Source organism: Rhizobium sp. 01L419, from assembly GCF_056400025.1.
In genome coordinates, this window is sequence record NZ_JBFTSM010000010.1 from 173878 (window position 1) to 195808 (window position 21931).

A 21931-nucleotide genomic window follows, 5' to 3' on the forward strand; every position below is an offset into this window, starting at 1 on the left:
CAAGCGCCGACACGCCTACAATGACAGACAAATGCGTATCTCTCGCACTGTCACGCATGAGGGCATGAGGTGGGAAAGCTGCACCGCACTGTCGCTGTGGTCGATGATGATGCGAGCCTACGTCGAAGCGTCGGTCGGCTCCTCAATGCCTACGGATTTGCGGCTGTCGAATATGCTTCGGCGGAAGCTTTTCACGTCCGCGATCCGAAGACGCCGGTCGACTGTCTCGTGCTGGACATCGACCTCGGTGGCATGTCCGGCATCGAACTGCAGCGCAGGCTGAAAGGGGCTGGAGCGAAGCTGCCGATAATCTTCATCACCGCCCTTGAAGACACGCGCCTGCAGTCCGAGGCGGAGCAGGCTGGATGTATCGCATATTTGCGGAAGCCCTTTGCGGGATCCGTACTCATCGACGCAGTCAAGAAGGCGCTCGGATTGTGAGTTCTTGATCGCGGAGAGACCGCCACGACGGCAGGTCAAAGGCGGACCAGTTATTCACCTTTGGCAGGGAGGCTGAACATGGAATGGCTCAGACACTGGCGGCCGATGGCCGAAGCGCTGGCAATGGCATCATGCCTTAGTGTGACGATCGGAACGGCGTCCGCGCAGCAGGCGAAGCCGAACATCCTGTTCATTCTGGCGGACAATATCGGCTATGGCGACATCGGAGCTTACGGAGGCGGGGAGTTGCGCGGATCGCCGACGCCGCGCATCGACCAGCTCGCCTCGGAGGGACTGCGGTTGACGCAGTTTCTGGTCGAGCCTTCCTGTACGCCCTCGCGGGCCGCCTTGATGACAGGGCGTTATTCTATCCGTTCCGGACTGTCGCTGGTCGCAGTTCCTGGCACGCAATTCTCACTCCCGGAGAACGAGATCACCATGGCGGAGATGCTGCACGACGCCGGCTACGCTACTGCTATCTTCGGCAAGTGGCACCTCGGCGCGCAAACCTACAGTCAACCGCAAAACCAGGGCTTCGATGAATATTACGGAATTCCGCCCGGCGACACCTGGGACGCGTTTGGCATGATCCGCCAGGGCAGACAGACCAAGACTGTCGATATCCCCCTCGACAAGGGGCCGCAAATAGTCACGGCGAACCGAGGCGAGCCGCTTAAGTCCGTGAAACCTTACACAGAGGAGGTCCGTCGCGGGATCGACTGGGAGCTGGTGGATCACGGCGTCGATTTCATAAGGCGGCAGAAGGCGGCGGATAAACCGTTCTTTCTGTACCTGCCGATCTCCCGAACCCATTTCCCGAACCTGCCCTCGAAACGGTTCGAAGGCGCATCCCGGGTCGGCCAGTTCGGCGACTCCCTGATGGAGGGCGATGCCGTGGTCGGCACGATGCTGGACGCGTTGAAGGAACTTGGTGTAGAGGAAAATACCATCGTCGTCTTCGCCTCCGACAATGGACCGGACGGTCCCGGCGCGAGTCGATTCGGTGCCGATATGCCAGACATCGGAGCCTCCGGACCTTACCGCGGCGCATTGGGTGAAATTAGCGAAGGCGCCATTCGCACCGCCGCCATGATCCGCTGGCCGCAACGGATCAAGCCGCGATCCTCATACGCGATGTTCTCGATCATGGACTTCTTTCCTACCTTCGCGCGTCTGGCGAGCGGAGAGATCCCGAGCGATCGTCCGATCGATGGTGTTGACCAGAGCAAACTGCTGCTCAGCGATGAGGACAGCGGGGGGCGTGACCATTTGCTGACCTTCGTCGGATCGGAACTGGTCGCAGTCCGCTGGAAGCAGTTCCGGGCCTATTTTTCTGAGGTGGCCCCCGGCCGCAGCGGCGCGGGCGGCGCGGTACTGATGGGCGGCGTCGGCGCGAGTGCTGCGCCCATGAACGGCTATCCGCAGGTGTTCAACATCGAGGCCGACCCGCAGGAGGAGCAGAATATCGGGGAGATGTACAACTGGGTTCTCGGACCGATATTGAAGGCAGTGGAGGAATACAAGATGACCCTCCATCGATCTCCCAATCCACCTGCGGCAAACATGACGAGGTTCTAATCCTCGCGCTGCTCTGGACATGATTAACGACTGGGCGAAAGCCATCGGACTGGGGCGCCACGCGACAGGCCACAGGTCCGACGCTACATCACGATATCGCTCTCGAATAGTGATCATCCGTGCGGCGATGTCGATCATCATCGAAGAAGCCTCTGCCTGTGGTCGTCCCAAGACAACCTGGAGACGATCTACGCGATCCGGTGGCCATCTGGAGCAAGTGGGCGATGGACGTGCGCGGGTTCGGCATCCATAGCGGCCATCATGTCGACGAGGAGAACCCGGAGGCGCTCGCAGCGGCGATCCAGGCGTTCCTGTCGCCTGACAGTTCAGTCGATCGGTACGATCGCCAGAAGCTTGCCGCTCTCGTCCATAATCTCAAAAAGTTTCCGGCCCGGCCCACGGACGTGCGAAGGCGTCCGTTGCAGCTGGGCGCAGAGAAGGGCCTCGGCGATCGCGTCGCCCACGTCGGGCAGCACTATTCCGTCCCGATCGAGAAGAAGCTCCTCGCCCTTGCGGACGTTGAGGTGGAAGCGCTGCGGGCCCGAAAGCGCGATCGGACTTTTCAGCATCGCCTAGCGCCCGGTCCTGCGGAACGTCGCCGCCTTCAGTTCGACGGTCTCGTGTCGCAACTCCCTCAAGGTCGTTGCGACCAATCCCACGAACATGGACGCGATGAGGACGGTCAGGACGGTCAGAAGGGCAAACATGTGGTCTCTCCAGGTGCATCAGATGAATGAGCGCGTGAAGGAAAAGTTCCGCGAGCAGCGATAGGGAGCGCGGTGCTATCCTTGGAGAAGGACCGCCAGCTCCCGTGAAAACCGCTTTCGAACCCTCCCGCTGGGGGAAATGCCTGACGTTCTGGAGGAGGATGCGCTCGAACGGACCGGTGAATTTCGCGTGGGCGTTTTCCGACACCGCGGAAGGAGAGACGCCGGCCTCCTTGCCCTGTATGAAGATCGCCGGGAGTGACAAGGTCTTCGTCTCCTTACCTTGCGCTCGAGTCAGACGCTGCGCGGATCGGGTTCGGCCTCTTCCCAGCGGACGCGGTAGCTGTGCAGACTGACCGCCAACCAGTCTCGGTTCTCAAAGGATTTCGACCGCCTCGAAGGTGGCCTCGTCGAACCAGCCGGCGGGCGCCCAGTTCTCCCGGTGGATGCGGGCGAATCCCTTGCGCTCCTTGGCCGATCGCCTCCGCGCCCTGTTTCGTCGCCATGAACCATTGGTACCAGTAAAGTTGGAACTGCCGGATCGGCGGTGTCCGAAGACCGCGCATGCGCGGCGTCGACGAGAGCTGCACGATGCGCTCGACGCGATCCGGCTAGCCGATCGCCAGGCATTCGGCGATGTGTGATCCCCAGTCGTGATCGACCATTGAGAACCGCTGGATGCCGAGCTCGTCCATCAAGGCGATCGCATTCATGGCGAGGACGCCCGCGCGAGATGCTTTGCCAGATAGTCGGCTTCGTCCTTGCGCTCCTCGCCAGCAGCCCTTTCCAGCTTCGAGCGGATCCTCAGCGCCTCCTCTTCCCTCGCCTCTACCGGCTGGCTGGAATCGTCGGGAGGCCGAGACCACTCTGGGCGATCGAAGCGTCCTTCAGGCGGTCGTTGAGGCCATCGGTGAATTTCGTCATGCCATCTCCTACTCGGACGTCGCCGGTCTCGGCGGGAGGCGGGCGTCGTCCCCGACGTCGCTTGTCCGGGCATTTCCGCTCTGTCTCGGGCGATCGCGCTTCTCGCCATCGCTTGCAGGCTTCGGCGAAATTTCGTCGTCCGCCTGGAGCTCGTCCGTGTTCACGTACCTGTTGCGGTCGGTCATCGTCTCACTCCCGGTTGGCCGTCTGCGGAGCGGGAATGCGATCCTTGGGATCGGCACGTTCGGTCTTCGGATCGGCCCCTGTCAAATTCTCTCCGGCTGTCCGGCTGTTGCCCATGTTGACGGGCGGAGCGCGGCGGTCGTCTACGTTGGTTTCGGGGAGTTCGTCGTCCTGCGTGTCTTCGGTCAAGGACTTGGGAGGAAGCTTGTCGGAACTGGGGATCGAATTCGTCGTCATTGCGGTTCTCCTTCAAGAGGAAGAACTCCGGTAGCAACACCAAGTTCCTCTTTGGGATGGGGAGCTGGCACGGCGACGCAGGTGTCGGAATCAGGAGCTTCGCATTGGTTCTATCGATGGAATGGAGGATGTCTGATGAAAATCGCTCTGATCGCCACTTCGATCGCCGTGCTCGTGATGGCCGTAGTCGCCGCTAACCTGCTGCCATCCCGCCACGAGGCTTCCTATCCAAAGCCGGACGACATCACGCGAAGATAGATGATTTGCAACTGGTCGGCTCTCCGCCGTTCGTTGCTCCGGCGACGCCGTGTTGCGGTCCAAACCAGACCTCGGTTGAATTCTTGACGTACATCGGCTCGCCCTTTTCAGCCTGACGAGCGCGAAGCCGGACGGGTTGGGTGCTCGACTGCCGTTTCGTTGGCCGCAGCAGGAAACCGGAAAAACTGCCGCGTTCGCCATCCCCGTCGCGTCCGGTTGACACGGCCGCGCTCTTTACCGGAATGTTCAGGCGGTCCAATAGTTCCTCCGGGCTTACCGATCTTGCCGAGGACGTCTGGTCGCCCATCTATTGTGGACTATGCTACGGGGGATTGGGATGACGGACTGGCTTGGAAATGTCGGTGTGCATATTGATCTGCTCCGAAACCTGGCCGTCCTTGTCGTCGCCTACGTCCTGGCGCTTCCGATCGCCTGGGATCGAGAACGCAATGAACGAAGCGCCGGCCTCAGGACGTTCCCTCTCGTCGCAATCGCGGCGTGCGGCTTCATTCAGGCCGCCGAAACAGTCACCCACGACAGCCCCGAAGCGACCGCCAGGATTGTGGAAGGTATAATCAATGGCGTCGGCTTCATCGGAGGCGGCGCGATCCTCGTCGGCAAGGCGAGCATTCGCGGTACGGCAACGGCCGCAAGCCTGTGGGCTACGGGGGCGATCGGCGCGGCGGTCGGCCTAGGAGCCTACGAGACGGCGATCGTCCTTTCGATCGCGACGTTCGCGACGCTACGCCTCATGATTCCCTTCAAGGCAGAAGGGAAGGACGAACGCGAGACGTCTGGAGCCATTCCGGGTGAGGCGACGGAAAATCCACCGCGATGAATTGCTCGGCCACGAGTTTCATAAGCGCCGACAAGCGGAAATCGAAGTGCGCCTCTCGCAGTGAAGCTTTCGTCCATCAAGAAACTCACGGACGATCTGACGCCCGTGGGCGTTACTATTTGCTCCGGGGATTGCTACGCCGGTCATTCAGAGCACGATCCACCCTGCTACGATCTCCCCTGGCATGCACAGCTTCATGAGAAGTTCCCCGCCGCGGGGGACGGCTCAATTTTCCGCCACGCCGTCCGGTTCTCCGGAATAGGCGACGAACGGCGTCTTGCGCTCGACAAGCATACGGACAACGATCGCGGCCACCCGTCAGATAGCCTTAGATCGACGATCGCCATTTGCGGGTTGTTTTCATTCAGCCAATCGACAGCTTCGGCACACGTCGCCAGCGTGACGTGTTGGCGATACCCCGCTTCATCGAGGACTTACTCGATGTCGAGTGCGATGAACGGCCCGTCTTCGAGGATCAAGATGAGAGCCATGGTTCTCCTTTCGGGGCCTTTCATCGCTATATCAACCGAGGAGCCATGTCAGCTCCGACCAATACCGCAGAGACTGGAACGGCGCGCAACAATCTGAAATTTCGCGCGTTTAATCGACTCTCGACGCGACGGAGGTGTCATGTCGAAACATGAACTGCGCCGACAACCCACGACCCTTGCGGACGAGGTATCAAAGTGGCCGATGACACTCTCACGCCCGAACTCTTCGAGGCCGCCTGGATGGCGGGCGTCGCCGCCGTTGAAGATGAACGCATCGATGCCTTGAGGCACCTTATAGCCATCTCCGCGCCGACGATCGAACGGTATCGGTCCACCGAGGGAGACTTGCGTCGGGAAATGGACCAGGTTCTCGAGATCGGGCTCTCGAAACTTCAAAGAAGCGGTGAAGCTGCTCCGGAATAACGATCGCACCTCGCTTGTTACTAGATATCGCTATGCGCGCCGCGCGTGTCAGCCATGACTTGCTAATATACGGCTCAGTCGCCACTTCACCCTCGTTGCCTGGATCAAGCAGAACACGAGCCGCCGCGATCTTACGACCGCGCAGGAGAAGCATCATGCATGGCATTTCGAAGACCTTGACCGAAATGAACATCGTCGAGCGGTCGAACCTGCTCGATACGGTCGCCGACGCGTTGGAGGCGAGCGCTTCCGAAGTTGAAGATGATGGCGACCCGCGCGACGCCGCCAATCTCGTGTGCGTGGCCCGCACCATTCGCGGAATGGCCGATGACATGTCGGCGAGAGATCTGCACGCGGCGGAACTGCTTTTGGAGCAGGGGATCATGTTGATCTACCAGCACGAAAACCGAAGAGCTTCGCTGATTCACTAGGTCATGCCGCGAACAAGTCCGGGAGCCGCGTATTTCCGTCCAAGCAATGCTAGGAGGACGAAATGCGGCTCTGGACGAAAGCTTCGACGAATTCCTCAAACGCCGCGAGAGTGTTTCCCTCGACTATATCAACGGCAGCCCGACGACACTGATCGCCATCTCGACGTCCAACGATCCGGCGACATTCTTTCCGCCGTCCGGTGACCGTATTTCCGGCGGCGCCCAGGTGAACGTGGCGAACGACAAGGGCGCTCCCTCCTTCAAGGACGGAAGCACCGGCCGCTTCGAAGTTCTCCACTCTTCGGAAAGCGCAGACCTAGCCTTCTGGTCGGGCATGCAGCATGCCACGGTTCGCATGCAGGGCAAGGACGAGCCGGTGCCGATGTCGCTCCGCGTGACGGACGTCTTCCGACGAGAAAACGGCGAATGGAAGCTCGTCCATCGGCGTTGGTGGCCGATCTGCGCAAGGCGCGTGAGCAGTTCGCGAAGGCGCAGGGTTAGGCCGAGCGGCTCGCAAAGCTGGAGGGAGCGCGGCAGGCGCGGCGGGCGCAGCTCCAGACGAAGCAGGCTCAAATTCCCATAAAGTTGGGAGGTTTGGAGAAGGCTGTAAATGTCGCCTTTTGGTTTATAAATCGGGGAAAACATAAACTTGACTGATGGTTTGGAAGTTGCCTATAATATAAACCATGAGTGAAGAATTTTTAGGAAAGCTAAACCACCTGCAGCGCGAGCTACCCGAGGGGCTTGTCGTGGACTCGGCGTGGCTGAAGGCACGCGGCTACTCCGCGCAGTTGTGCCGCAAGTACGTCACGAATGGCTGGCTGGAGCGATTGACGCACGGCGTCTATCGCAAGCCCGGCGGCAAACTCCTGTGGGAGCACGTCGTCATATCGCTGCAAACCCTGCTCATGAAGCCCCTCCTGGTCGGCGGTGCGACGGCACTCACGCTTCACGGCTTTTCCCATTATCTCAGACGGGACGAGAAAGAGGTCCATCTATACGGCCCGGAAGACGCGCCCACCTGGCTCAACAAGCTGCCGCTGCAGATCGCATTCGTCTCTCACAATAGCAGCGCGCTGTTTCGCAATGAACCGATCCATTTTGGACTGACAAGTCTTGGCTGGAATCTGAAAGACAGCAGCCAAGCCGGCGACGAAAGCCCGCAGGGCGCGTCATTCCGCGTCATGCCGTGGGGGCAGTGGGACTGGCCGCTGACGCTATCAACCCCCGAGCGCGCCGTCCTTGAAATGCTGGACGGATTGCCAAGCCACGAGAGTTTTGATCAGGCCGACAAAATCATGGAAGGGCTCACAACCCTCAGCCCTCGGAGACTGCAAAAGCTGCTGCTTGACTGCAAGAGCATCAAGGTCAAGCGCCTGTTCTTCTTCTTCGCGGACCGTCACAACCATCCGTGGCGCAAGCACCTCAATAAGGAGGCCGTCAATCTGGGAACCGGCAAGCGGATGCTCGTGCCGGGCGGACGCCTGGATCCGACCTACCTAATCACCGTTCCGGAGGAATTGTATGCCGGTCAATGAACGGTACCGCCAGCAGGTCGCGTTGTTGATGCAGACGCTGCCTGCCGTCGCCGAAGAGAAAGAGTTCGCTCTCAAAGGTGGCACAGCGATCAATCTATTCGTCCGCGATATGCCGCGCCTGTCGGTCGATATCGACCTTACATTCCTGCCCGTCATGCCGCGCGATGAATCGCTGGCTGCCATCGAATCCGCGCTCCTGCGGATCAAGAAACGGATTGAAGAGTCGGTTGCGGGTGCACGCGTCTTTGAAAGCCGCCAGAACGACAGCAGCCTGACACGGCTTGTCGTTCAGGACAGGAACCGCACGCAGATCAAGATCGAAGTTACGCCCGTTCTGCGCGGCTGCGTCTTTGCGCCCGAGATGAGGACTGTGTCAGCAGCAGTCGAAGACGAGTTCGGCTTCGCGGAAATCCAGGTCGTTTCGTTCGCTGACTTATACGCCGGCAAGATAATGGCGGCTCTCGACCGGCAGCATCCGCGCGATCTTTTCGATATCAGGGATTTGCTGGCCAACGAGGGGATCAGCGACGAGTTGCGCCAAGGCTTTATCGTCTATCTCATCAGCCATGGGAGGCCCATCGCCGAAGTGATGACGTCTGGCCAGAAGGACATCACGGCTGAATACGAGAAGAATTTTGAAGGCATGGCGGTGAATGATGTTCCGCTCGCCGACCTTCTCGCTGCGCGCGCGCAGCTCGTTGAAACCCTAATCGGCGCAATGCCGATGCCGCATCGCGAGTTTCTGGTCGGCTTCAAAAAGGGCGCGCCAGACTGGGACAAACTCGGACTGGCCGGGGCGGCAGACCTGCCGGCGGTGAGATTCAAGCAACAAAATCTTGATAAGCTGAATGGTAATACAAGAGCGAGCCTGACCGAACGGCTGGCAACAGTATTGGGAATCAGCGAGTACTAATCGGGCAGGTAAGCCACGCGTGATGAAGAACACGCGGAGAAGCCGCAATACGAAAAGAATAAGCTGGGGGGCGAAGTGTTTTTAAAAATTGAATGGTCGTCTTGTCGGGTTTCTTGTTCGCAGGGTCATTGTACCACGACGTTGGTATTTTGTCCCTGCTATCAGCCTTCTTGATGGCGTCGTCGTCTCTTTTAATCTTGGCGTCGGATTTCTCTTTTTTCCCGGCAGCGCGTGGATTATGGGTACAATCGTCAACTGTAAGGCTCTTAAGATGGTCTATCGCAGCGATGTGGCATTGCGCTTCAGCGCTCGAAAATGAGGGCAACGTGGGATTGTTCCCGCTATTGGGACCCCGTGCGGCATTCGCACGGCAGTGGCCGAATGCGGCTCTGTCCAGGTTCTTTTCGAAAAGTGCCTGTGTCGAAGCAATACGCGCAAGATCGGGGGTAGCATTGCATTGCTTGAGCAGCGCTTCTCTGTAGGCCGCATGTTCATTCAAGAAAATGGTGGGACCAAGAATATTGCGGTAGTCCAGGCCAGCGACAGCAAGTGTCGGCTGATGAGGGGGGATGGTAAGAGCGGCTATCAACGCGGTCACAATCCCGACTTTCGTCCAGAAGTCTCTTTGCTCGGTCATCGCCCGCTCCTGGTTGTCGATCGCGTGCGTCGATCATCACCCGTGTGAATCCGAATCTCTCAAAAGCTGCTTTCGAAGCGCGAGAAAACGAGGACAAACTTGAGCTCTTTCTCAAGGTACATATCAAAATTTCGACACGCCTTTCGCCAGTCTATCCACTATACCTTTAACCTACCTAGCATGCCATCGCAGGTCTTGTTCAATCAGACGGTGTAGGCGGGCGACGAAATAGGAATTGACTGTTCAACCGCACCCCGAATTGTCCTGGCGGGTATCGATGCGTGCGCGGACATAGTGCGCGTTGGCATCGTCCGGAGCGAACAGAATGGGCTTTGTCCGCGTATTCGCGACGCGATTATGGACATTTCACTCATCCTGACCGCCGCGCAACCGCACTCCGGGACAGGTTGCACCGACAGGAGGAGCAACGATGGCCGGCTACCAATGTCGGCCTCGCGCCAACTCCGCCATTCGGACGCTTATGCCGAACGGCAACTCATGGCGCAAGTCGCCTTCCGCTCCAAGCGATGATCTCAGAATTCAATAGGTGCAGCAATGACATAGCGGTGCCCAGTTCATTTCGTCCGGCGCACCAAGCCTTATTTGAAAAAATATCGAGCGACGCCCGGTCAGCCGGCTGAGGCCGGATGCGCGTCGGCGGCCGGTGGGTTCTTGCGGAAATCGGGATGCAGGGGCCCGAAGGGCATGGCGCCCATGCAGGCGACAAGGGCAATGCCTGCAATCGCAAAACCGAAGGAGAGGATGAAGACGTCGGCATAGGCAAGCACGCTCGCCTGCGCGCGGACTGCTGTTGCGACCGTTGTGAGGGCCTTGAGGCTCCCGTGATGCCCGCCGAACAGCGTCTCCAGGTTCGCCAAAGCGTCGTGAAGGCTGCCCGAGGATGAGGAAATCGGCCCGGTCAATATGTTGGAATGGTATTGCTCGCGTTGGCGAAGCCAGGTGTTTAACAGGCTGAGCGTCAGCTCGACGCTACCGAGCCGGATCACCTGGATATAGGCCGAGACCGCTGTCGAGCGTTTGGGATCGGAATTGGCAATCAGGTAGACGACTGTCGCAAAGAAGGCGAAGGATTGCCCGGCCGTATGCAGCAGCACGACCGGCAGGAAGTTAAGGGGCGCCCATGTAATGGTGAGGTTTGATCCCCAGAGAGAGCCGAGCGCCATAGCAGTTAGGCCCATCATGATGCAGAGCCGCGCATCGATCCTTCGCAGCAGGAAGATCGCAAGGACAATGAACAGGAAGACCGGGATAACGGCGCCGAAGATATAGAGTTCGGAGACGGCGATCGGCCGCAATCCGACGACCGTCTGCAGGAAGCCTGGAATGGAAAGCGAGGCGCCTGAACTTGCAAAGGTGAAGGCGATGATGATCGCATAGCCGATGCCGATATTGCGCGACAGGATCACGCTCGCATGCGCCCAGGGATTGGCAACGACGCTCTCGTTTATGAGGAAGCCGATGAAGAGGAGAGCACCGCCCGCGAGCAGCGAGGTAACGATGCCGGAGTTGAACCAGTCCAGCCGGTTGCCCTGATCGAGACCGACATAAACCATGGTCATAGAACATCCAAGCAGCATCATGCCGCCCCAGTCGGCGCCTTCGAGCAGACCGATATTGATCTCTTCCTTCGGGGCGCCAATGATGAGGAGCAGCGCTATGATCGGCGTGACGATCACGTCCTGCCAATAGACCCACTGCCAGCCGAGATAATCATCGTAGATGCCGACCAGCACAAAGCCGAGATTTTGCGACAGCGGCACGCGAAGTGCGTAGATCGAGAGGCCGACTAGCCAGTATTTCATGTCCAGATTCCGAAAGATCACCATGATGGTGGCCGGAATGAAGACGCCGAGCAAAAGGGCTCTTGCTGCATGCAGCACAAAGAGCGCGGTGCCGTCATGGACCATGGGAATGGCGAGCGAAATACCGGCATAGACCAATGTCGTCGGGATCATCACGCGGCGTACGCCGAAGACCGTCACAAGCCAGGCCACTGCCGATGAGATGAGGATCTGCGGCGCATTGGCGACGGTGCTGAGCCAGGACGCCTCGTCGAAGCCCAGCGAATAGGCGCCACGGATATCCGGCAGGCCGACGGCGAAAACGCGCGTGTCGAAGCCGACCACGAAGGAGGCGAGCAGCAGCGCCGTGACGATTAGAATAGGGTGGCTCGTCGTAGTGCCGCTGGTCAGCGGACCAAAGGCGCGCGGTGCCGAGCTCATTGGCTGAGGTCCGGCTTCGTATCGATCGTCACAACGGCAGACATGCCGGGCTTGAGCCGATCCACCAGCGGCTGGCCGGGATCGAAGACGATCTTGACCGGAATGCGCTGGACGACCTTGGTGTAGTTTCCGGTCGCATTGTCGGGCGGCAGCAGCGCGAAGATCGAACCGCTTGCCGGAGACAGGCCGACGACCTTGCCGTGCATCCTTTGGCCGGGGAAGGTGTCGACGGTGATATCGGCAGTCCGTCCCGGTGTTATCCGGGAGAGCTGCGTCTCCTTGAAATTGGCGGTGATGTAGACGCTCGGAAGTGGGACCTCCGACACGAGGCTTGTGCCTGCCGTCACGAAATCACCTTCATGGACGAGCCTGCGACCGATGACGCCGTCGAACGGGGCGTAGATGCGGGCATAGCCCTGGCGGATCAACGCCGTATCCAGCGAGGCCTCAGCGGCATTCACCTGAGCCTGCAGCAGTGGGGATTGTCCGTTCAGAACATTAAGCTGGGCCTTTTGCTGCTCGATCGAAGCTGCCGTCGATTTGACCGAGGCCTGCGCCTGCAGATAGGCGGCCTGCGCCTGCTGCAGAAGTTGTTGCGAGGTCGCTCCGCCAAGGCTGGTCTGGCGGTGGAACTCCTGTTCGGTCTGGGTCTGCTGTGCCTGGGCCGATGCGTTCTGCGCTTCGGCTACCTGTACGACGGCCTTCTGCAATTCGATCTGGTTTGCCAGATTGGCAAGCGACGCGGTTGCGGCTGCAAGATTGGCCTTCGAAACGGCGACTGCCGCATCATATTCACGCGGGTCGATTTCGGCGAGCAACTGGCCCTTGTCCACGGTCTGATAGTCGGTGACCGGGGTGGTCTGGACGATGCCGCTGATCTGGGCGCTGAGCGTCGATACATCGGCGCTGACAACCGCATCGTCGGTTGATTGGCGCGACGCGCCAGCCACCCAGCGGTTCCAGTCGACGGTTACGATCGCCACACCGCCGCTGACAAGGGCAATGGCGATGAGGGGAATGGCAAAGCGTCTCAGTGATGCCATGCCTGCCGGGGAGGCAGCAGCCGGCGCGCCAGGGGCCTCCGACGGCTGCGACGGGCGAGCAGGCTCGGACGGACTGAGGCTGGTGATGGTGGTCGGCTCGGCCATGGCACGCCTCACTTCTTGCTGCGGTCGGTGGAAACTTTTGCACGGATGCGGACCGGTGCCGGCGTGAAGGAGACATGGCCGCTGCCGTCGACCTGCAGCCAGTAACCAAGGGCCATGAAGACAGCGCCCCCGATAAGGTTGCCGAGTGTGACCCAGATGAGATTATGTACGGCGGCAGAAACTGTAATGTTTGCGGGATGCTCGCCCATCAGCGCCATCGAGAAGGTGAACATGTTGGCGACGCTGTGTTCGTAGCCGGCGGCCACGAAAATGGTGATCGGCCAGAAGATCAGCATAATCTTGGCAGCGGCGTTTTCCGTACGTCCCGCCATCCAGATGGCGAGGCAGACGAGCCAGTTGCAGAGAATGCCGCGCGCGAGAAGTTCCAGCGATCCTGCCGACATCTTGGCGGAAACGATGGAAAAGAACGCCTGACTTCCATCGCCCAAAAGCACGCCACCGCCCGCCAGGTGGAAGAGGCCGGCAAGCGCCATGGCGCCGATCAGGTTGCCGATCCAGGCCGTGACCCAGACAAGCAGCATATCGGACATCCGGATGCGCCTGGTCAGCACCGCAAGCGGCATATACATCGCCGTTCCCGTGAAGAGTTCGCTGCCGGCAAAGACGACGATTGTCAGGGCGGACGAGAAGACGATGCCCATGACGAGATGCGCCCAGGCCGGATCGGCATGAGCGCCGACGGTGAACATGATGATATCGCCGAAACCGATATAGGCCCCGGCCATCGCCGCGCCGATCAGAAAGGCAGGAAAGTGGCTCCGGACTGCCGCTGCTTTCTCTTCGCCGGACTGGGCGAAGTGATCAATCGAATCCTGATACATGACGGCACCTCGTCTTTGTGGTGATCAAGCCGGGCTTCTTCCCGGTGGCGTTAAGGTTAGTCGCGCATGCTGCATTGCTGAATCATACCTACGTCTAGGCCGCCTGCCGGTAGGTCCAGGCGCCTTGCATTGCCGGCATCCGAGGCGGCCGCGGCCTCGCTTGCGGTCGATAGCCACCCAGCCAAAAAAAGAGGCCGCCCCCGATATGCGGAAGGCGGCCATTTGCGGATCCTCGGGCAATCCGTGACTTCGGGCGGAGGGGAGGGACACCGGGAAGCCTTAACCGAGATCTTTATCGCCTGTCAGGAGGAGGCGTCAGGCGATGGAGAAGACGATACGCCTATCCTTGGCGCGGCGGAACTAAACTTACGTATTGGCCCGTCTAAACCAGCAGGTGATTTTATCGCGTCGAACTGCTCACCTATTCTTTTCGTCGATCGGCGAGCCCCGCCGATGAAATCGGACGACACCCCCGTCCTCCTGACGCCACGACGCGATCTCCAATTCCGAACAGGATTTATCATGAAAACCACTCTTCTTTCTCTCCTCGCAGCCGGCATGCTGGCCGCCCCTGTCGTTGCAAACGCCGCCCAGGCCGATGTCGGCACGCTGGATTGCGACGTTTCCAAGGGCATCGGTGTCATCGTCGGTTCCAAGCAGGATGTCGACTGCACCTTTACCCCGAGCGCTCCAGGCGATGCCAGACAGCGCTATGTCGGCACGATCACCAATTTCGGCCTCGATGTCGGCACCGTCGAAAAGGGCCGGATGGTATGGCTGGTCTTCAACGCCACGCGCGAACCGGTTGCCGGCCTCGGGGGCGATTATGCCGGTGTCACGGCTGATGCGAGTGTCGGCGTCGGCGGCGGCGCCAATGTGCTGGTCGGCGGAACGAGCAAGACCGTCTCGCTGCAGCCGGTTTCGCTGGATGGCGAGGTCGGCGTCAATCTGGCTGTCGGTGTCGCCGCGCTGAAGCTGCAGCTTGCGGATTGACGGTCGGAATTGACTTTGCCAGGCGCGGCTTTGTGGGTAGCCTCCGGGAGGCCGCGCCTGGAAAACGAGATCACGAGCCACAGTTGCCGATGGCTGGAAGCACGGATGCCTCCGTTCGAGGATCGCTCCACCACCGTTTCCACCAGGACTCGCAAGCGTACCGCCAGCCTTTTGGGCAAAAGACCGGCTCACCTGCTTTGTCGTTACCCTTTTGCTTCGCACGCGGCGTGGGCTGGCGATCGTCAGCCTCACTGACAGAGCAAAGCAAACGAGCGAGCGGAGTGGCAGGCTGGGCGCCCGCCCGCCCACGCAGCCCGCGGTGAACGCATAAAGATCCTCGATAAACCAAGTCGAGCAGACGAGCCACGGATTTCAGATCGCACTCTTTCTCCGGAGGCAGTTTTGGCATCAACCATTTGGCGTCATGGTTGGCCTATGAGCGATCTTCTGGAAGAGATTATACGTATGGCAGGTGTTCCTGGCGCTATTGCTGCTACGGCCATCACCCTTGCAACCTGCTACAAGTCATGGCTGGCGGCCCAGCGTGTCCGCATCCGTCTTGAGACTATCGAAATTGAGGCCCCCGGCGTGGAAGCAGCGGTGGCGATCCTCGGGGAATGCAAACGCAGTTGTGATGCCCCTCGGCGGACGCAACATCTCGTGACGAGTAAGCTCAAGGCAGGGGCTACGGGCGGGTGAGACCTTGCGGAAGCAGCTGCCGCCTTGGTACAGCCACTGCGTTCGCACATCAACTGACGGTTCCAAGCGAAAGAAGCCTATAGGTGATACAAGAGACCGCCTTGCTCGCACATTCTTGTGCTTCCGCCTTCAACGAAAACAGTCTTGGTTGAATGCGTTCCGATCAATTCCCGTGCCGATTATGAAGGGACCGCTTTCGCGCTCGTCAAAGCCCGGGTCCGGATCAAAACGCAGAACGATGTATCATTTGCACGATCGCGCAGCTGTCCAATTGGCGAAGCATCGTATTCGGCGGTTGTTTATGACAATTGCATGACAGACTATGGGCTCCGCTGATTGGCAGGGAACATAGAAAATGAAAGAAAAGAAGCGGGTCTACGAGGCTCTCGTGGACGGCGCGATGGATGGACTTGTAGGCGATGCGCTGTATGACTTTGTCCGCAAGCGCTGTCCGAAAGCCTCCAGCAAGAAGATCGTTCGGGCCTCGCTGCTGGCGCTGAGCGATCCTCATCTAAAGGACCGCAATATCCTTGATGTCATCTATGCGCTGGCGATCAAGCACCGGCTGGATGACACCCCCGTCGAGGACGAGCATGACGAGGAGGCCGATGAGCAGAAAGGCCCCTGCGGCACAGCCATCAAGGACCAGCGGCCGCTTTCCTGATTGCGGACGAGAAATTCCCCGGATCGAAAGAGTACCGGTACCATCAGGCGGCGCTGTCGGAAAGTCCTTCGAGGATCGGACAGTCGGGCCGGTCGTTGCCGTGGCAGGCATGGACGAGATGTTCCAGCGTGTGGCGCAACTCCGTGAGCTCGCGGATCTTGCGGTCGATTTCCGAAAGCTTCGTCTCGGCGATCCCTTTGACGTCGGCGCTTGCCCGGCTCTTGTCTTCGTAGAGTGCCAAGAGCTGGCGGCATTCCTCAACTGAGAAACCGAGGCCGCGCGAGCGTTGCAGGAAGCGAAGCTTGTGCACGTCGGCGGCTGCATAATCCCGGTAGCCGTTTCCGCCCCGGTCGGGGCGGATCAGTCCGATATCCTCATAGTAGCGGATGGTCTTCGAGGGTAGACCGGAGCGTTCCGAGGCTTCGCCGATATTCATCGCTTGTCTCCTGACAATGTCTTGACCCTCAGCCTCAGTGCATTGGCGATGACCGAGACCGACGAGAGGCTCATGGCGGCAGCTGCAATCATCGGCGAGAGCAACAGGCCGAAGATCGGGTAGAGAACGCCGGCCGCCAGCGGTATGCCGAGCGCGTTGTAGCCAAAGGCAAAACCGAGGTTCTGGCGGATGTTGCGCATCGTCGCCTCAGCCAGCCGTCGGGCGCGCACGATGCCGTTGAGGTCACCCTTCACCAATGTAATGCCCGCACTTTCCATCGCAACGTCTGCTCCCGTGCCCATCGCGATGCCGACATCGGCAGCCGCAAGGGCGGGGGCGTCATTGACGCCGTCACCCGCCATCGCGATGACCGCGCCTTTGGCCCTGAGGTCATCGACCAGAACCTTTTTGTCCTCGGGCAGAACATCCGCATGCACCGCGTCAATGCCAAGGCTTTTAGCCACCGCGCGCGCCGTGCGCTCATTGTCGCCGGTTGCCATGATGATCTTCAGGCCGCTGTCATGCAGCGCCTTGATCGCGGCTGCCGTCGTCGGCTTGATCCGATCGGCGACGGCGACGAGGCCGGCGAGTGCGCCGTCAAGGACCACGAACATCACCGTCTTACCTTCATCGCGCAACGCTTCGGTTTTGCCCCACAGTGCTGATGGATCGATGCCGAGATCGGCGAGCATGGCGGCGTTGCCGAGCGTGACGGACACCCCGCCGACCGTGCCTTCGACACCCTTGCCTGTCCTTGCCTGAAAGCCGGTGACGTCGTTAAAGGCAAGACCGCGTTCTTGCGCACCGGAGACGATGGCTTCGGCGAGCGGATGTTCGGATCCACGTTCCAGGCTTGCGGCAAGTGCCAGAAGACGGGCTTCATCGGTGCGGCCTAAAGCCACAACGTCTGTCAGCTTTGGCTTGCCCTCGGTCAGTGTACCGGTCTTGTCGACGATGAGTGTGTCGACCTTCGAAAAGCGCTCCAGCGCCTGCGCGTCCTTGATCAGCACACCTTCCTGCGCGCCGCGCCCGGTGGCGATCATGATCGACATCGGCGTTGCCAAGCCAAGTGCACAGGGGCAGGCGATGATCAGCACGGCGACGGCCGCCAGCAGCGCATTGGCCAGCCGCGGCTCCGGCCCGACGAAGGACCAGACGAGGAAGGCGGCAAGGGCGGCGGCGACGACGGCCGGCACGAAGATCGCCGAAACACGGTCGACGGCGCCCTGGATCGGCGCGCGCGAACGCTGCGCCTTCGCCACCATCTCGACGATGCGCGAGAGTGTCGTCTCAGTGCCGACTTTCTCGGCGGTCATGATCAGCGCGCCATTCCTGTTCATGGTGCCGCCGGTCAGCGTGTCGCCCTTGGCTTTTTCGACCGGTAGCGGTTCGCCGGTGATCATCGATTCGTCGATGGTCGACTGGCCCTCGGTCACGGAACCGTCGACCGGCACGCGTTCGCCGGGGCGCACGCGCAAGCGGTCGCCGGCCTGGACCTCGTCGACGGGCACATCGCTTTCGCTGCCGTCGGCGTTGACGCGGCGCGCGGTTTTCGGCGCAAGATCAAGCAGGGCGCGGATCGCCGAGCCGGTGCGTTCGCGGGCCTTCAATTCCAGCACCTGCCCGACGAAGACGAGCGTCACGATGGCGGCAGCCGCCTCGAAATAAACGGGGACGGAGCCGCCGTGGCCGCGGAAACTGTGCGGGAAGAGGTCCGGCGCCAAAGTCGCCACGACGCTGTAGACATAGGCCGTGCCGACGCCGAGGCCGATCAGCGTCCACATGTTGGGGCTGCGGTTGACGAGCGATGCCCATGCCCTGCGGAAGAAGGGGAGGGCTGCCCAGAGCACGACGGGTGTTGCCAGCAACAGTTCGACATAGCTCGCCAAGGGCTCGCCGAGCGTCTCACGCGGCCACGACAGTCCAAGCATCGGGCCCATGGTCAGGATCAGGAGCGGAATGGAAAGAACAGCACTGACCCACAGCCGCCGGATAAAATCCAAGAGTTCCGGGTTGGGGCCTTCGTCTTCAGGGGGAATGCCCACCGGCTCCAGCGCCATGCCGCATTTCGGGCAGTCGCCGGGATGGTCGCGGACGATTTCGGGATGCATCGGGCAGGTATAGAGCGTGCCCTTCGGCATGACAGCTGCCACTGGCTTCTTGCCATGGCGATAGGTTTCGGGATCGGCCTCGAACTTCGCCTTGCAGCCCGCCGAGCAGAAATAGAATTTCTCGCCCTTGTGCTTGAGGAAATGTTTGGCGTTCGAGCGGTTTACGGTCATGCCGCAGACCGGGTCCTTGGCGGTCAGATAATCGTGCGGTGCCGCCTCGAATTTCTTGCGGCAGCCATCGCTGCAAAAGTGATAGACTTGACCTTCATAATCGAGGGAAGGTTTTCCGGCGTTCGGATCGACCGTCATGCCGCAGACGGCATCGCGCACCACCACGTCTTCAACCTTTTCGCCGTGGCCGCAACCGCATTGCGCGCCGTCGGAATGATGGTTTTCGTCGCAATCATGCCCATGATGGTCATGGTCGTGGTGATGATCGTGCTTGGTATCCATAAAGCTGCGCCTTTCATGCCTTTCTGGCATCCAGACAGCGTTATGGACCTTCCAGCAACTGGAAGGTCAACAGGTTTTTCACTGGCGCAGATATTTTCGAGATTATCGTCACGCCGGCACGATCAGAGCCACCGGCTGGTCGCCGAGTAGGGCGGCTAGCGAGATCTTGCTTCCTGGCTCCAGCACCTTGCCGGTCAGGAGATCGGCCTTGTGACCGTGCAGCGGCGATGGCGCTGATATTGCTGTATCCTCCCAGAATTCCGGTCCGGCAAAAAGCACGCCGGGGTCGAGCCAGCCGAACATCAGCCTTGGGACGACGGTAATGGCGAAATTACCATCATCATGCAGACGGGCGAAGGCAACGACATGGTCACGCCTGCTACCGGTGACGGAAAGCGGCAGATAGTCGCCCTTGGCGAAAAGTCCGCGGTGCTCCAGCCTGAGCCCGAGGCCGATCTGGATGATGCGCTGCTTTAACGCCGCCGCCTGCAGCCGTGCGAGCGCACCGCCTTCGGCAAGCCAGCCGCTCAGTATTTCGAAATCCGGCAGGCGTCTGTTATCGGGATCGACGAAACTGAAGTCGAAGCCTTCCGACCCCTGATAGATGTCGGGAATGCCCGGCGCCGTCAGCTTGATCAGCGTCTGCGACAGGCTATTGACATAGCCGGCCTCAATGAAGGGCTGGAGGACGCGAGCGAAATCCTCGCTGAAGGCGTCGTTGTCGGGCGAGAGGAGCGCTGCCGCATAGGTGCGCACCGCCTCTTCATAACCAGTGTTCTGCGCCGTCCAGTCGGTTCGCAGTTTCGCTTCCCGAATGGCCTTTTCCGCGTACGCGGTGAAACGCTGGTGTAGCGCATCCCCATGGCGGCGGTCGAAATCTTCAGGCCAGGCGCCGGCAAGCGCCTGATAGAGCATCCATTCCAGATTGGGCTCGGGTGCTATCCCATCCGGAAGCTCGATGCGGTGGCTTTCGTTCATTCTGCGCCAATGTTCGACGGCGTTGACAAAGACGCCGGCGCCTTCACTCACAGCATAAAGCCGGCTGCGTGTATCCTCGCCGCGTTTGGTGTCATGCGTCGATGTCGCCGAAAGACCTGCAGGCTGGGATCGCGCACGGTCCTGCATCATCAGGTGAAACGCTTCGATGCCGCCGGGCATGTGATCCGGCTCGCCGCCGACCTCGTTGACCGCCAATAGCCGGTTGTAGCGGTAGAAGAGCGTATCTTCCATTGCTTTTGCCATGACGGGGCCGGAGAGCTGCTGGAAACGGATACGGAATTCGCGGGCCGCCTCGTTGTCGTTCCTACCCTCAAGGATGGCTGCAATGCTTTGCAGCGCCTGCGCATAGTCCAGATGTCCGGCCGCCGCCATCTCGGCTTTTTTCAGCAGACCCGTATCCCGTGCATCGAGCAGGCCATCGGCGCCATACGTGCGGTAGACGGAAAAGGCGATCAGAAGCTCACGGATCGCATCGGCAATTTCCTCCTTCGACAGTTCGGGAAAGAGGCCGGCTGCAATGCGTGCAAGACGGGCCGTCTCGCCGGCGAAATTCTGCTCGACCATCAGCCGCTTGGCTGTTCGCCGCCCGGCTTCGAAATCGCCATTGCCATCTGCCAGTCGGCGATAGGCTTCATCGAGCGTCTGTAAACCGTTGCCCTCCACGAAAAGCCCGCTTAAGGCGGCAATGAACTCGTAGCCGGTCGTTCCCTGCACCGGCCAATCGGCCGGCAGGTCTTCGCCGGGACCAAGGATTTTCTCAATGACGATATAGGTGTCTGCGCCGACCGCTGAGCGCAGGCGATCGAGATAGGCCCCCGGTTCTGCCAGCCCATCGATATGGTCGATGCGCAGGCCCTGGACCTGGCCTTGCCGCACGAGATCGAGAACCAGACGGTGGCTCTCCTCGAAGACCCTGATATCCTCGACCCGCAGGCCGACCAGCCCGGTCACTTCGAAAAAACGCCGATAGCTCAGATGTTTTGAAGCCTCCTGCCAGCGGTGAAGCTGCCAGTGCTGCGCCGCATGCAGCCGCCTCATAAGGGCATGGTCTTTTGAAAGCTCCGCAAGCTTTCCGCTCAGGCTTTTGAGATCACCGGCCTCAAAGATCATGTCGCGCAAGCTGCGATGCAGGTCATCACCACCGACGGAGCCTGCCAGTTCGGCCATGCCGGCGAGAAGTGGATCATCCAGTTTTGCCGAGATCAGGTGATAGCTTTCCGCGCTGAGCGGGAAGAGAGTGTCGTAATATTTGAGCGCCAGATTGCCATGCGCCTCGTCGATGGCAATCGTCAATTCGCCGGCAGCAAGGCTCTCATCGAAGCTTTTGCCGAGCTGCGGCAAGGTCAGCCGCTCGCTCCAGTCGATATCGAAATAGTCTTTAAAAGGGCTGTGCTTGCCGAATTCCAGGACGCTCCGCCACCAGCCATTCTCCAGTGAAGCGGCCATGTGGTTCGGGACGATGTCGAGGATCAGGCCCATGCCTGCTTCTGACAGTGCATCCGTCAGACGATCGAGGCCCGCCCTTCCGCCAAGTTCCGGATCGACCTCGTTGGCGTCGGTCACGTCGTAACCATGCGTCGATCCCTTGGTGGCCGTGAAGATCGGTGAGGCATAGAGGTGGCTGATGCCGAGCAATTGCAGATAGGGCACAAGCCCGCGGGCGCGATCGAACGTCATGCCGTTGCGGAACTGGACCCGGTAGGTCGCGGAGGGTAATGTCATCGGGTCTTTTGCCGTGTGGAGG

Annotated in this window: 22 protein-coding genes and 1 pseudogene; 12 read left to right on the top strand and 11 right to left on the bottom strand. The window is 60.2% G+C overall.

The window, feature by feature from the left end:
* The first annotated feature begins 69 nt into the window (after nt 1-69).
* From AC1DUP_RS20785 to AC1DUP_RS20795, 3 genes and pseudogenes are all read left to right on the top strand, one after another.
* Nucleotides 70-441: a response regulator gene (locus tag AC1DUP_RS20785; protein ID WP_113307414.1), complete on the top strand. Its 372-nt coding sequence runs from the start codon at nt 70-72 to the stop codon at nt 439-441.
* A gap of 78 nt (nt 442-519) precedes the next feature.
* On the top strand, nt 520-2019 hold the full coding sequence (locus AC1DUP_RS20790) for an arylsulfatase (RefSeq protein WP_477834091.1): 1500 nt from the start codon (nt 520-522) through the stop codon (nt 2017-2019).
* Nucleotides 2020-2169: 150 nt separating this feature from the next.
* Nucleotides 2170-2333 (top strand): annotated as a pseudogene (locus AC1DUP_RS20795) (alpha/beta hydrolase); the annotation flags it as partial.
* Between the two features lie 12 nt (nt 2334-2345).
* Here AC1DUP_RS20795 and AC1DUP_RS20800 read toward each other — a convergent pair.
* The 3 genes from AC1DUP_RS20800 to AC1DUP_RS20810 all read right to left on the bottom strand — a co-directional run bounded on the left by AC1DUP_RS20800 (nt 2346) and on the right by AC1DUP_RS20810 (nt 4070).
* Nucleotides 2346-2588 carry a DUF6894 family protein gene (locus AC1DUP_RS20800; RefSeq protein WP_162748427.1) on the bottom strand — a complete coding sequence of 81 codons (243 nt, stop codon included), beginning with the start codon at nt 2586-2588 and terminating at the stop codon, nt 2346-2348.
* Between the two features lie 3 nt (nt 2589-2591).
* Nucleotides 2592-2726 (bottom strand): hypothetical protein, encoded by a 135-nt coding sequence (locus AC1DUP_RS20805; RefSeq protein WP_477834093.1) that lies wholly within the window; start codon nt 2724-2726, stop codon nt 2592-2594.
* A gap of 1113 nt (nt 2727-3839) precedes the next feature.
* Nucleotides 3840-4070, bottom strand: a complete 231-nt coding sequence (locus tag AC1DUP_RS20810; protein WP_113307415.1) for a hypothetical protein — start codon at nt 4068-4070, stop codon at nt 3840-3842.
* 135 nt (nt 4071-4205) lie between these two features.
* On the opposite strand from AC1DUP_RS20810, the gene AC1DUP_RS20815 reads away from it, so the two are divergent.
* Nucleotides 4206-4328 (top strand): hypothetical protein, encoded by a 123-nt coding sequence (locus tag AC1DUP_RS20815; protein WP_477834095.1) that lies wholly within the window; start codon nt 4206-4208, stop codon nt 4326-4328.
* On the opposite strand, the gene AC1DUP_RS20820 is transcribed toward AC1DUP_RS20815, so the two are convergent.
* Complete coding sequence (locus tag AC1DUP_RS20820) at nt 4315-4587, bottom strand: hypothetical protein (RefSeq protein ID WP_113307416.1); 273 nt, start codon at nt 4585-4587, stop codon at nt 4315-4317. The two genes, AC1DUP_RS20815 and AC1DUP_RS20820, sit on opposite strands and share 14 nt — an antisense overlap.
* Nucleotides 4588-4665: 78 nt before the next feature.
* Between AC1DUP_RS20820 and AC1DUP_RS20825 the strand changes: the two genes are divergently transcribed.
* The 6 genes from AC1DUP_RS20825 (at nt 4666) to AC1DUP_RS20850 (ending at nt 8962) form a co-directional block, all read left to right on the top strand.
* Nucleotides 4666-5166 (top strand): MgtC/SapB family protein, encoded by a 501-nt coding sequence (locus AC1DUP_RS20825; RefSeq protein WP_113307417.1) that lies wholly within the window; start codon nt 4666-4668, stop codon nt 5164-5166.
* Between the two features lie 686 nt (nt 5167-5852).
* The gene (locus AC1DUP_RS20830) at nt 5853-6080 is read left to right on the top strand and encodes a hypothetical protein (protein ID WP_113301050.1); all 228 of its coding nucleotides are present in this window, start codon (nt 5853-5855) and stop codon (nt 6078-6080) included.
* Between the two features lie 155 nt (nt 6081-6235).
* On the top strand, nt 6236-6511 hold the full coding sequence (locus tag AC1DUP_RS20835) for a hypothetical protein (RefSeq protein ID WP_113307418.1): 276 nt from the start codon (nt 6236-6238) through the stop codon (nt 6509-6511).
* A gap of 46 nt (nt 6512-6557) precedes the next feature.
* Nucleotides 6558-7094, top strand: coding sequence for a DUF4440 domain-containing protein (locus AC1DUP_RS20840; protein ID WP_115038710.1), 537 nt, complete (start codon nt 6558-6560; stop codon nt 7092-7094).
* A 103-nt stretch (nt 7095-7197) separates the two neighbouring features.
* Nucleotides 7198-8049 (top strand): type IV toxin-antitoxin system AbiEi family antitoxin, encoded by an 852-nt coding sequence (locus AC1DUP_RS20845; protein WP_113301045.1) that lies wholly within the window; start codon nt 7198-7200, stop codon nt 8047-8049.
* Nucleotides 8036-8962, top strand: coding sequence for a nucleotidyl transferase AbiEii/AbiGii toxin family protein (locus tag AC1DUP_RS20850; RefSeq protein ID WP_113307419.1), 927 nt, complete (start codon nt 8036-8038; stop codon nt 8960-8962). Before AC1DUP_RS20845 ends, AC1DUP_RS20850 begins: the two co-directional genes overlap by 14 nt.
* On the opposite strand, the gene AC1DUP_RS20855 is transcribed toward AC1DUP_RS20850, so the two are convergent.
* From AC1DUP_RS20855 to AC1DUP_RS20870, 4 genes are all read right to left on the bottom strand, one after another.
* A complete protein-coding gene (locus AC1DUP_RS20855; RefSeq protein WP_113307420.1) occupies nt 8949-9599 on the bottom strand; it encodes a hypothetical protein in 651 nt (216 codons plus the stop codon). The two genes, AC1DUP_RS20850 and AC1DUP_RS20855, sit on opposite strands and share 14 nt — an antisense overlap.
* Nucleotides 9600-10228: 629 nt before the next feature.
* The gene (locus AC1DUP_RS20860) at nt 10229-11842 is read right to left on the bottom strand and encodes an MFS transporter (RefSeq protein ID WP_115038708.1); all 1614 of its coding nucleotides are present in this window, start codon (nt 11840-11842) and stop codon (nt 10229-10231) included.
* A complete protein-coding gene (locus tag AC1DUP_RS20865) occupies nt 11839-12990 on the bottom strand; it encodes an HlyD family secretion protein (RefSeq protein WP_477834101.1) in 1152 nt (383 codons plus the stop codon). Before AC1DUP_RS20865 ends, AC1DUP_RS20860 begins: the two co-directional genes overlap by 4 nt.
* 8 nt (nt 12991-12998) lie before the next feature.
* Nucleotides 12999-13832 carry a formate/nitrite transporter family protein gene (locus AC1DUP_RS20870; protein WP_477834103.1) on the bottom strand — a complete coding sequence of 278 codons (834 nt, stop codon included), beginning with the start codon at nt 13830-13832 and terminating at the stop codon, nt 12999-13001.
* Between the two features lie 522 nt (nt 13833-14354).
* Here AC1DUP_RS20870 and AC1DUP_RS20875 point away from each other — a divergent pair.
* Both AC1DUP_RS20875 and AC1DUP_RS20880 read left to right on the top strand, forming a co-directional pair.
* A complete protein-coding gene (locus tag AC1DUP_RS20875) occupies nt 14355-14825 on the top strand; it encodes a DUF992 domain-containing protein (RefSeq protein ID WP_113301040.1) in 471 nt (156 codons plus the stop codon).
* Between the two features lie 1054 nt (nt 14826-15879).
* Entirely contained in the window at nt 15880-16188 is a 309-nt protein-coding gene (locus AC1DUP_RS20880) for a hypothetical protein (protein ID WP_113301037.1), read from the top strand.
* A 43-nt stretch (nt 16189-16231) separates the two neighbouring features.
* On the opposite strand, the gene cueR is transcribed toward AC1DUP_RS20880, so the two are convergent.
* The 3 genes from cueR to treY form a co-directional block, all read right to left on the bottom strand.
* A complete protein-coding gene (gene cueR / locus AC1DUP_RS20885; protein WP_113307426.1) occupies nt 16232-16624 on the bottom strand; it encodes a Cu(I)-responsive transcriptional regulator in 393 nt (130 codons plus the stop codon).
* Nucleotides 16621-19188, bottom strand: a complete 2568-nt coding sequence (locus AC1DUP_RS20890) for a heavy metal translocating P-type ATPase (RefSeq protein WP_477834106.1) — start codon at nt 19186-19188, stop codon at nt 16621-16623. Before AC1DUP_RS20890 ends, cueR begins: the two co-directional genes overlap by 4 nt.
* A 108-nt stretch (nt 19189-19296) precedes the next feature.
* On the bottom strand, nt 19297-21909 hold the full coding sequence (gene treY / locus AC1DUP_RS20895) for a malto-oligosyltrehalose synthase (protein ID WP_477834108.1): 2613 nt from the start codon (nt 21907-21909) through the stop codon (nt 19297-19299).
* Nucleotides 21910-21931 lie beyond the last annotated feature (22 nt).

What these genes read in the sequence shown, in the direction of transcription:
- AC1DUP_RS20790 (WP_477834091.1), top strand. Translation starts at nt 520, where the DNA reads ATGGAATGGCTCAGACACTGGCGGCCGATGGCCGAAGCGCTGGCAATG.
- AC1DUP_RS20800 (WP_162748427.1), bottom strand. Translation starts at nt 2,588, where the DNA reads ATGCTGAAAAGTCCGATCGCGCTTTCGGGCCCGCAGCGCTTCCACCTC.
- AC1DUP_RS20805 (WP_477834093.1), bottom strand. Translation starts at nt 2,726, where the DNA reads ATGTTTGCCCTTCTGACCGTCCTGACCGTCCTCATCGCGTCCATGTTC.
- AC1DUP_RS20810 (WP_113307415.1), bottom strand. Translation starts at nt 4,070, where the DNA reads ATGACGACGAATTCGATCCCCAGTTCCGACAAGCTTCCTCCCAAGTCC.
- AC1DUP_RS20815 (WP_477834095.1), top strand. Translation starts at nt 4,206, where the DNA reads ATGAAAATCGCTCTGATCGCCACTTCGATCGCCGTGCTCGTGATGGCC.
- AC1DUP_RS20825 (WP_113307417.1), top strand. Translation starts at nt 4,666, where the DNA reads ATGACGGACTGGCTTGGAAATGTCGGTGTGCATATTGATCTGCTCCGA.
- AC1DUP_RS20835 (WP_113307418.1), top strand. Translation starts at nt 6,236, where the DNA reads ATGCATGGCATTTCGAAGACCTTGACCGAAATGAACATCGTCGAGCGG.
- AC1DUP_RS20840 (WP_115038710.1), top strand. Translation starts at nt 6,558, where the DNA reads ATGCTAGGAGGACGAAATGCGGCTCTGGACGAAAGCTTCGACGAATTC.
- AC1DUP_RS20845 (WP_113301045.1), top strand. Translation starts at nt 7,198, where the DNA reads ATGAGTGAAGAATTTTTAGGAAAGCTAAACCACCTGCAGCGCGAGCTA.
- AC1DUP_RS20850 (WP_113307419.1), top strand. Translation starts at nt 8,036, where the DNA reads ATGCCGGTCAATGAACGGTACCGCCAGCAGGTCGCGTTGTTGATGCAG.
- AC1DUP_RS20855 (WP_113307420.1), bottom strand. Translation starts at nt 9,599, where the DNA reads ATGACCGAGCAAAGAGACTTCTGGACGAAAGTCGGGATTGTGACCGCG.
- AC1DUP_RS20860 (WP_115038708.1), bottom strand. Translation starts at nt 11,842, where the DNA reads ATGAGCTCGGCACCGCGCGCCTTTGGTCCGCTGACCAGCGGCACTACG.
- AC1DUP_RS20865 (WP_477834101.1), bottom strand. Translation starts at nt 12,990, where the DNA reads ATGGCCGAGCCGACCACCATCACCAGCCTCAGTCCGTCCGAGCCTGCT.
- AC1DUP_RS20870 (WP_477834103.1), bottom strand. Translation starts at nt 13,832, where the DNA reads ATGTATCAGGATTCGATTGATCACTTCGCCCAGTCCGGCGAAGAGAAA.
- AC1DUP_RS20875 (WP_113301040.1), top strand. Translation starts at nt 14,355, where the DNA reads ATGAAAACCACTCTTCTTTCTCTCCTCGCAGCCGGCATGCTGGCCGCC.
- AC1DUP_RS20880 (WP_113301037.1), top strand. Translation starts at nt 15,880, where the DNA reads ATGAAAGAAAAGAAGCGGGTCTACGAGGCTCTCGTGGACGGCGCGATG.
- cueR (WP_113307426.1), bottom strand. Translation starts at nt 16,624, where the DNA reads ATGAATATCGGCGAAGCCTCGGAACGCTCCGGTCTACCCTCGAAGACC.
- AC1DUP_RS20890 (WP_477834106.1), bottom strand. Translation starts at nt 19,188, where the DNA reads ATGGATACCAAGCACGATCATCACCACGACCATGACCATCATGGGCAT.
- treY (WP_477834108.1), bottom strand. Translation starts at nt 21,909, where the DNA reads ATGACATTACCCTCCGCGACCTACCGGGTCCAGTTCCGCAACGGCATG.